Annotated in this window: 9 protein-coding genes and 1 pseudogene; 4 read left to right on the forward strand and 6 right to left on the reverse strand. The window is 42.7% G+C overall.

Features of this window, described 5'->3' with window-relative positions; genetic code table 11:
* Nucleotides 1–231: 231 nt before the first annotated feature.
* From J2T20_RS25550 to J2T20_RS25890, 4 genes and pseudogenes are all read right to left on the reverse strand, one after another.
* Complete coding sequence (locus J2T20_RS25550; RefSeq protein ID WP_307592804.1) at nt 232–1,509, reverse strand: B12-binding domain-containing radical SAM protein; 1,278 nt, start codon at nt 1,507–1,509, stop codon at nt 232–234.
* A gap of 486 nt (nt 1,510–1,995) precedes the next feature.
* Nucleotides 1,996–2,655 carry a YjgB family protein gene (locus J2T20_RS25555; protein WP_373457864.1) on the reverse strand — a complete coding sequence of 220 codons (660 nt, stop codon included), beginning with the start codon at nt 2,653–2,655 and terminating at the stop codon, nt 1,996–1,998.
* Nucleotides 2,656–2,857: 202 nt separating this feature from the next.
* Entirely contained in the window at nt 2,858–3,208 is a 351-nt protein-coding gene (locus J2T20_RS25885) for a hypothetical protein (protein WP_373457862.1), read from the reverse strand.
* 193 nt (nt 3,209–3,401) lie between these two features.
* Nucleotides 3,402–3,744 (reverse strand): annotated as a pseudogene (locus J2T20_RS25890) (SgcJ/EcaC family oxidoreductase).
* 272 nt (nt 3,745–4,016) lie between these two features.
* Between J2T20_RS25890 and J2T20_RS25570 the strand changes: the two are divergent.
* Both J2T20_RS25570 and J2T20_RS25895 read left to right on the forward strand, forming a co-directional pair.
* Nucleotides 4,017–4,538 (forward strand): GNAT family N-acetyltransferase, encoded by a 522-nt coding sequence (locus tag J2T20_RS25570; protein ID WP_307592810.1) that lies wholly within the window; start codon nt 4,017–4,019, stop codon nt 4,536–4,538.
* Nucleotides 4,539–4,603: 65 nt separating this feature from the next.
* A complete protein-coding gene (locus J2T20_RS25895; protein WP_373457863.1) occupies nt 4,604–5,167 on the forward strand; it encodes a hypothetical protein in 564 nt (187 codons plus the stop codon).
* Nucleotides 5,168–5,269: 102 nt separating this feature from the next.
* On the opposite strand, the gene J2T20_RS25580 is transcribed toward J2T20_RS25895, so the two are convergent.
* Entirely contained in the window at nt 5,270–6,115 is an 846-nt protein-coding gene (locus J2T20_RS25580; protein ID WP_307592812.1) for a L,D-transpeptidase family protein, read from the reverse strand.
* Nucleotides 6,116–6,309: 194 nt separating this feature from the next.
* On the opposite strand from J2T20_RS25580, the gene J2T20_RS25585 reads away from it, so the two are divergent.
* Entirely contained in the window at nt 6,310–6,537 is a 228-nt protein-coding gene (locus J2T20_RS25585) for a hypothetical protein (RefSeq protein WP_307592814.1), read from the forward strand.
* A gap of 55 nt (nt 6,538–6,592) precedes the next feature.
* Here the strand turns inward: J2T20_RS25585 and J2T20_RS25590 are convergent, their stop codons facing one another.
* Nucleotides 6,593–7,336 (reverse strand): AraC family transcriptional regulator, encoded by a 744-nt coding sequence (locus J2T20_RS25590; RefSeq protein ID WP_307592816.1) that lies wholly within the window; start codon nt 7,334–7,336, stop codon nt 6,593–6,595.
* 145 nt (nt 7,337–7,481) lie between these two features.
* Between J2T20_RS25590 and J2T20_RS25595 the strand changes: the two genes are divergently transcribed.
* Nucleotides 7,482–8,792 carry a cellulase family glycosylhydrolase gene (locus J2T20_RS25595; RefSeq protein ID WP_307592818.1) on the forward strand — a complete coding sequence of 437 codons (1,311 nt, stop codon included), beginning with the start codon at nt 7,482–7,484 and terminating at the stop codon, nt 8,790–8,792.
* The last annotated feature ends 993 nt before the right edge of the window (nt 8,793–9,785 follow it).

The raw sequence follows: 9,785 nt of genomic DNA on the forward strand, positions 1-9,785 counted from the left end.
CCGGGGGCGATTCTATTGTACTTTTACATCTGATTTGCTCATTTCGGGCTCCCGGGGCTGATTCTATTGTACTTTTACATCTGATTTGCTCATTTGGTGCTCCCAGGGGTGATTCTATTGTACTTTTACATCTGATTTGCTCATTTGGTGCTCCCAGGGGTGATTCTATTGTACTTTTACATCTGATTTGCTCATTTCAGGCTCCCGGCGCGGTAGACACTAACTCTCAACTTAACGCTTGATCGCCAGACGATAACCAAGATTCATTATAAAATTATAGAACAAATGTGTTCGGGATACGCGCATCCGTTTGATAAACGAGGGAAAGGAGTAGAATTGACGCCGAAAATTGTTATATCCATTAAGAAGCTGCTCACTCGACATATGTAAAGGGTTAAATACCACATCCGTTTTACCGTTATACTGGCTCCAATCCTCATTTAAAAGACGCTGCTCGCGTTTCATTTGTGCATAAACGGGTGTTTGGGGCAAAGGGGTAAGCAGGCTGACAGTTACTCCATCAACCCCGAGCGACTCACAGGCTTCCAGGGTGTGCTGAAAGGTTGCCGGTGTATCCTCATCAAAGCCAAATACGATGCCAGCCTGGATCATGATTTTATGTTTATGCAGCTTGTTGATAATATCCTGATAGGAGCCTACGCGATTAATTTGTTTATTGACACCGCGCAGTGCGGAAGGAGAAAACGATTCAAGGCCCACAAACAAATACAAACAACCCGCTTCCCTCGCCTTTTGCAGGAGCTCATCATTGTTGCAGTCCGCCAGCGTCACCTGTGCCGCCCACCTTTTACGCAGAGGCTTCAGGCTCTCCATCAACTCCAGGGCATGCGCTTTATCAGCAAAAAAATTATCATCCCAGAACACAAAAAACCTCGACTTCATCAAAGAAATCTCATGGACAACCTCACTTGTGGGACGGGAGCGGAAGCTATCGTGATAGATTTGCTTTAAGTTACAGTAGGCACACCGATAAGGACATCCTCTAGTTGAGAATACCGCACCTTTCATTAGCGAGCTTCTTTTTAGCAGATCCCACCTCGGTAATGGTACACTCCTTAAATCCGGGACGGTGTCCGAACGATAAATCTCCTGAAAGTCTCCCTCGTAGAAATCCTCCAAAAACTTAGGCCAGATCCCCTCCGCTTCACCTATCATTAGAATGTCGCAATGCTTGGACACTTCATCAGGGAGTAACGTTGCATGAGGCCCACCCATCACCACTCTGGCACCTTTTGCCCGAAACTTCTCAGCCATGGAGTAGCAATGATAAGCGTTAGGCGTATTTACTGTGATCGCCACCAGATCAAAATTTCGCTGATAGGGAATCTTTTGCTGATATTCATCTACTAATGTGATCTTGTATTTATTCTCATCAATAAAACCAGCCAAATACGGCATCGTGATCTGCACAAAATTGTTGAACTGCTTTCGGCGGAACCGATTAATCTTCTCGTTCTCCGGCTGAATGAGCAGAATGCTTTTTCTCATAATTCACCTGCTTGCTTGGAATTAATATTCACTTGGCTTATCTCATCCCATAGAAAATTCGTGAGGCCCCACCCAATCCCCTCCACAAAAAGGAAAATTATCCCTGCGAATTGGATGCTGTGAACACCACCCTCCCTCGTAATAACACCTCTCTCTCACTCGTTAAACTGATGACTGTTGTATTTTTAAGTGTACTCTGTGCAACTAAAATCACTGGTTTTGACGGAATCCACACTTTAATTGCACTTAGTACACTTATATCGTCAATATTGGGCCGTGATGCGTTAACTGCTGCCATTTAGTTGTAGAAAGTGCGATTAAAGTGCAGCGACAGCCATTTTATCACTAAATAGATGTACTGAGTGCAATTAAACCTAATCAGCCAAGTTCATTGACACCGCACAAAAAAAAAAGCAACCCGCTGAATTCCTCCGCCTGGTTGCTCTTCGTAACTCTTTTCCTCAACACCCCGTGTTCCTAAACCTCTTACCCCGCCATATTATTGATAGAGTCCTTTTCAGAGAATACAGAGATGTGATCTACTTTGCCCGTTGAACTCGGAATAATGAACTTGAGTTGAAATTGGTTATTGGCTTTATAAATATAGATTTTGTCGTTCTTATTAACCTTAACATCATCGGGTTTGCCTAGTGCAGCCTCAATTTGCTTGAGCGTCAGCTTTTGCAGCTGGGGACTGCTTGAACGGACATCGAAGATTTGACTACCTTTGTTAAAACCAAAAACGACCTTTTTAGCTGTGTAGGTGGCATATTGGTTACCGCTGACAATGTCCAATTTATCCGCTTTACCCCACACCTTCTCCACATCGTCAATTAGTCCGGTATGCGCTGCAAATGTCACGTTTGGAACCTTTCCCTTTTTAGCTATATTAAGTAGTACCTTAATTTCTTTGCTGACGTTTTGTGTGCTTGATGTGTTAGCAACCTTTGTCGGTGCAGCAGTAGAATTGGCCTCCGGTTCAGATACGTTTGAGTTAGGTACTGTAGTTACCGTTGTTGTTATTGTGGGCGCGTTGGTGGGAGTTCCATTTGCTGCGTCTTGGTTACTTGTATTACAGGCAGTTAGTCCTAGCAACCCTGTGAATATCATAAAACCGGCTATGGCTTTAAAATGTCCTGTCATTATGTCCATCTCCTTGGTTGTTCTGCCGCAATTCATAACGGAACTAATTCTATAGACGGTGGAGTTTTCAAAATGGTTGCATTAATTTGATCAGCACGTATGGAGCAGTAATCAGCTTATATCAGATCCGATTTCTGTAAGAGTCTTTGGATGATGGCGGCAACCTCTGCCTTATTCGCATCTACAAATGGACTTAGTAATTCCGTCACGAAGAGAAATGTTCCTCAATATGTACTATGATCTTTTTATTATTGCTTATAATAATTCTCTTGTCGGCAAACTCATCTGTTAACTCCAAAATTGTACTAAAGCCCTCCTGATCATAACCACGATTCCACTCAAAAATCATCTGATACAGATTCTTAAAGGATTGTTTGTATTTCCATTTCTCTAATCCAATTCTTGTTCTAAAAAATCTACGCACCACTCGATAGTTCCTGGTCAGCTTATTAGGTTTGAGGATAAAAATAATGTCAGCTTTCTTGAAGCTCTCGGTTCCCCAGCTGTATTGGGCTCCCTCCACGATCCAGGAATCCATGCTCAGAATCTCATCCAATTTCGCTTCTCTTACTTCAATGGGAAACCTTAGATTCTCGGCACTCCGATCCCACACAAGATTATCCAGCTCATAACCCTTTATGTTGTACTTTTTCGATAACTCTTTAGCTATAAAGGACTTCCCACTTCCACAAGGCCCAATCATTCTGATTTTTATAGGTATCAACTCATTCCGAAATGAATTAGGGGTTCTACGGTCTTCCGTGAAACTGAGCGGGGTGTTTTGGAACAACTGGATACGCCAACCTCCATCCTTTTTGACCAGAACTAGGGTGTGGTGTGTATTAACTTTAGGATTGATCTCGGATTGCCCGTGCGGCACCATACCGGCAATGGCTCGTATGAGGGCTATGTCAGTATAGACTTCAAATGTGTAAATATCTCATCTCGTCCCCGAGACTGACTGCCGTCAAAACCTATACTCTCGCCATCCTCTGTGAAAAGTTCTGCCATTTCAAAGGCACTCCGATTATTCCAGTCCTCAATCAATTGTCTATAAAGTGTTTCGATGGGGTACATTTCTGTTGATTGCATATTAAACCTCTTATCGCTGAAAATCCTGTAATAAATACATTATTTCATTAAAAAACTCTTGCCCCGGGCGCAAATCATATATAAAATGCAAGAATTCCGCCTGTTTTTGACCGTGTAGTGCTTAATGCTGTATTTAATACAGCAATCGGAAGTTTTACAATTGTTTGGACGATTATTATTGTACATCAGACAACATTTTACAGGGTTTGATATACTGCTTACAAACAAAGTACTCAGATAAAGAATTACTGCACAGGAAGGAGCAATTTCACATGCACAATAATCCCTTCAATGAAATCTACGCGATCATGGAAGCGTCATTCCCTATCTCCGAATTCCGTACCCTAGATGGTCAAAGGGCGCTGCTTGCTGATCCGAGGTATCGCTTGATTACAGACTATAACAACACAGGCCGGGTTATCGCTTTTATCGCTTCATGGGAATTTCCGGTATTCCGTTTTGTAGAGCATATTGCAGTTCATCCGGCTGTAAGAGGACAAGGGTTGGGAGACAAGATGATGCGGGATTATATTTCTGAATCAATAACTCCCATTCTGCTGGAAGTAGAGCCTCCTCTCAACGAATGGTCCCTACGGAGAGTCGGTTTCTACGAAAGACTGGGCTTCTTTCTCAATCCTTATGAATATAGGCAGCCACCGCTTAGAGAAGGACAGGCGGAATTGCCTTTAAAAATTATGAGCTATGCTCAACCACTTCCCGTGGAGGCGTTCGCTCTTTTCAAAGAGACGGTGTATAGCCATGTGTATAAGGTTTCCGATTCTCACCATGAATAATACAACCTCCATAAGGGATAATAATCTGGTCTCACTAACCGACCATTCCAAGGAGGATAACTATCTTGAATTCAAACTTAAGTAACCAAATTAATCAATGCGAACAAATCGTGCAGCAGCTTGTCAGCCAAACCCAACAGGCTACCCAAATGTACCAACAAATGCTGCAACAAGAACAACAAAATGCAATCCGATTAGAAGAACTGGCGCAACGTGAGCATAAAGCTGTTCAAATGATTCAATCTGCTCTGCACGGACATCAAACAGCTATTCAACAACTGCAACAAGTATCTCAAATTTGCAGACAGCTGGAACAAAGCTCGCAAGCGGGCAACTACAGCACTTCAGCTTCCGGCTTTAATCCATCATATACTCCATCCTTCAATCAACAACCATCTACACAGTACCCTTCACACATTGGGAGTGGTTCCTTTGGATCCGGCATCGGTTCAAACATCGGTTCAGGCATGAGTTCAAACTTTGGTTCCGGTATGGGTTCAAACATCAGTTCCGGTATGACTTCCAGTTCCGGTATGGGCTCAGGCATGGGAATGAACCCACCAATGAGCCAAGGTTCAAATCCATCCTCCATTAATTCATCCTTAAACCAAAATAGAAACTTCCAATAAGAGCAAATCATCTGTTGGAGCTTAAGGTTCATGACATAAAAGGGTTGGACGGATGATTTTCCCGCCCAACCCTTTATTCTTGTGAATGGATTCCCACGTATATTATTCCGAAATACTCACCGTCTTGAGCTCCGAATTCCACTTCACCTGAAGTCCGAACATTTCGGGAATGTTTTTCAACGGAATCATTACTCTGTTATCTTGACTAAGGGACGGTAAAATGGCGATTTCTTTTCCATTCACAGTTGCCGTATTCGTCAACGGCCTATGCGTAATCGTCCTCTCATCCCTTGTAAGGGTTAGAATCTGCTCCTTATTATTCCATTTCACCTCTCCACCCAGACATTTTATGAATTCCCTTAGTGGTAGATATACCCGTGAATTTTCCATAACAAGAGGCTGATTCAACTTCGTGGACACATCATTGAAGATCAAGGTTCCGGCAAACAACGTTCTCCCTAAGGTGTACCCATGCTGGGCAGCGAGCTTTTCCATCCCCGCATTACTTGTGGTAATTACGACTGTGGTGTTTTTTTCGACCTGTGGAAAAAGCCAGTGAATATCCTCGTTATGCATACGTATGCATCCTGAGCTAACATATTTCCCAATCGAATTTTCATTGCTGTTCCCGTGAATGGCATATGTGGTTCCATAGGTTCCATTAACCTCTAGTCCCATCCAACGGTCACCTAACGGGTTACGCGGATCTCCTCCAGGAATTTTTTCTTTGTAATAGGGTCTGTTCTTGATTTTTACAACGATTTTGAAGCTACCTTCTGGAGTTAGACTGTAGGTTCTTCCAGTAGCGACTGGAAAAGTCCGTACCAGCTTTCCATCACTAAAGAATGCCAATTGATTCACCTTTTTGTTGATGATGATCAGATCATTGCCTGAGGCGCTTGCTTTTCCGGTAAAGAAAGCGCAACAGAGTAAACCTAGTACGAGCAATAACTTGATGATCCGCTGAAAATAAGAACTCAGTTGGAAATCCCTCCTTTTTCTCTCGGGTCTCCAACTAATATATCGATGCTCAGGGGTGTCCTATGATACCAATCTTCAGCACAACAAATAAACAATCATTTTTTTCCTAAAGTGTAACTTTCCTCCACAAAGAAACGTCTAGATATTCAGGGGGCGAGACCATGAAAAGAAAAATGATTACCGTTGTAGCCGCCGGGTCAAAGATTGAAAGCCACGCTCCCTTAAGAGTTAAGAAATTTAGCATGATCAATATCACCGAGGGTTTCGAAGGCGACCCCTATAGCTATTCTGCTCCGGCTTCGAAGGGTGTCTACATCTTTAGAATCAATTGCGAATGGTTCCTGGACCAAGGGCAGGCGGACTATTTTTTCTCTATTCAGGTGAAGTGATCCGTTGTTATACCTTTTCAACTTTTTCATTGCGATATGCACTAGGACATAGGCCTCAGTGTTTTTTAAACATCTTTGAAAAGAAGGGAGGATCTTTGTATCCTATAGAATGGGCAATTTCTGAAATAGAGAGTGATCTATTATGCATTAACTCAACGGCCTTATCCATTCGGAACTGGTGAAGATAATGCTGCGGTGAAGTATTAAGTATTTCTTTGAACAGGCTTGTTAGATACATTCTATTAATACCCACTATATTAGCAATTTCAGCAATGAATATCTTGCGCTGGTAGTTGCTATGAATATATTCGATCGCTTTCTGGACATATCTTTCTTTAGGTTTAAAGGTTGAAACAGCGGAAGATAGTTCTAGTAACTCACTAAAAAAACGGTAAAGTATACTACAACTGGCAAGCTCCATACTATTCTCCTTTGCAAGCGTTTGGTCTAATTGGGCTGCAAACGTATTAAACCAAGAAATTACGGGTGCATAGAAGATTGGATGTTCCTTACTTAAATGTGCTCTGGTTAATAAATCTTCCGCATCTTTACCTTCGAAAACGATCCAGGAGTAAGTCCAGGGATTGAATTCGTCTGCTATATAAGTTGCCTCTTGATGTGGATAAATAAGAAAACCATGCCCCGGCCCTAAGGCATAGCTGGTGCCTGAGGAATGGAGAGAGCCCTGCCCATGATGTATGTAGTAAATCTTATATTGCTCGTTGATATCTGGCCCACATTGATGATTGGGAGAACATGCTTCCTGACCGTGATAAATATAACGAAGATCTAGATTCATAGAAGTTACTCCTCCTTCCTGCCATACAAAACAGATCATGTCATGTAAGATAACTAATTGTAAGCGATTGCAAAATTGTTAGGTTATAATGAGTTAATTAGGCTAAAAATTAGCACCATCCTTTATCTTATATTGAAAATTTGTCATGCGGGGAGTAAACAACGCTCATGCTTGGTACGATACACAATCCTATAATGCACTATCAACAATCAACAATAACAAGGCCAACACCGTTCGCATTGTCTGGACGTTGAGTGGAACCGCATCTCGTTTACAGCAAATCGTCGACCGTTGCAAGGAGCTTGGTTTAGTTGCGATGATCGAGCTTCATGACGGTACAGGTTCAGATGATGCTGTACTTCTGAATCAATTAGCACAATACTTCACCCGCAGTGATATTAAACCGATTTTGACCAGTAATGAAAAATACGTCCTTGTGAATATTGCAAACGAATGGGGGGGCAACAGCCTCTCGGATACCGCTTGGCGTGATGCTTACAAAACAGCCATCTCAACCCTTCGTAACGGGGGAATACACAATACGCTAGTGGTTGACGCATCAGGCTGGGGACAAAATTCATCCCCCATCAAGGCTTACGGGAATACTCTGCTGAGTCATGACCCGGATCATAACACTATGTTCTCCATTCATATGTACGGCTCTTGGAATGACTCTTCCCGCATCGGCACCGAGCTTCAAGCCATCAAAAATTTAGGATTAGCTGTAATGATCGGAGAATTCGGTTACAACTACAATAACGGAAATAACAACCTAGGGTGCACAGTAAACGCTCAAGAGGTTATGAATCAAGCACAATCCAAAGGTATCGGGTATTTAGCTTGGTCTTGGGCGGGTAACGATAGTAGCAATGCATGGCTTGATCTAGTGTCCAGTAGTGACTGGCAGACATTCACCTCCTGGGGAAATCTAGTTTTCAACGGGACCAACGGGATTAAGGCTACCTCGGTAAAAGCTTCTATTTTTAATACTGGAGGCACGGGTACCACTCTCTATGATTTTGAAGGAGGAAGTACTTTAGGTTGGACTGGTTCTAATGTTACGGGGGGACCATGGTCTGTAACCGAATGGTTTGCTAGTGGATCTAGCTCATTAAAAGCGGATGTGAACCTAGGTGGTGGACAATTCATATTAAACCGCGTAGCAGCTCATAACTTCAGCGGCAAACAATCACTGACGGCTAAGGTCAAACACGCGAACTGGGGAACTATTGGTAATGGACTTCAAGCTAAGCTCTATGTCAAAACAGGTTCAGGTTACACCTGGTATGACTCGGGAGCGGTACAAATTAATTCCTCGGGTGCAACGACACTAACCTTGAATCTATCCAGCGTTGCCAATTTAGGAGATGTAAAAGAAGTGGGTGTACAGTTCCTATCTCCTGCCAACTCCAGCGGATCCACTTCTATTTATCTAGATAGTGTTGTTGTACAGTAGAAACGCAAGTAACATTCATCTTGTCAAAAAGGGGCTGTCTCAAAAGCAGAACTTTTTGACGAATGAGATAGCCTTTTGTACTTCAAAGCGAATAAATAAAATCTGGACTGGGCAGCGATTATAGCAACGATCCGTTCGCGGAGCGTCCTTATAAGTACAACCATCTATCCGACTCCAAAAACGAGGGGTGTCCTAAGTAGCCATTTCATGGCTTATGGGACACCCCTCGTGGCGGTCGCTGCCGCTCTTCCAACTTCAAAATTCTTACGTCTACTGCCGTCCTATTCTGGTGCATTGCATAAAGCTATTGTCACAAAAATTTAGATGTACTTTGTACAATTAAAATCGGGTGATTTGAGCGAGAAAGCGGTTTAGTTGCACTTTCTGCAGTTATATATCTACAATATGGTCATATAGGTCTTTAAGGTAGTTTTTAGTTGCAGAAAGTGCAATTAAAGTTCATCCTAAACGGATTTCAAGGTAAATAAGTGTATAAAGTACACTTAAACTAACATCTCAAACTAATTAATTAGTCTTATTCACAAAAATGAGGCTGTCCCAGCAGCCATTTGTATGGCTTTTGGGACTGCCTCTTTGAAAAAGTCCCTATACTAATTTAACTTGAGACTAAACATTTAAGGAGTTAGTTTAAACTACGGGGAATATTTGGACTTCCGGCCGCTGTTGTCGTAAGACTTTCTTGAATTATACCGCTGTTCGCGGATGAAATCCGGAGACAAAGGCGGTCGCTGTCGCTCCTACAGTTCCAAATTTCCCCTCCCTCTGTATTAATCATTTTTCTTTCAAATACTCGCTCATTCGCAGGATATCTCCCTGTTAATCAGCTGAGGAAGAGGGGGAGGCCTGTTAAAACCTTCTCTCCTCCTTGTCAGGGGCAACGGGAACAAGGGAGGGGTGATTTCCCTGGTTTCACGATATGTAGGAGCTGGATCCACTCGATCCCTGGAGGTTTTCCCTCCCATGACTCAACGG

It is taken from the genome of Paenibacillus wynnii (assembly GCF_030812855.1).
GTDB lineage: Bacteria > Bacillota > Bacilli > Paenibacillales > Paenibacillaceae > Paenibacillus_AQ > Paenibacillus_AQ wynnii_A.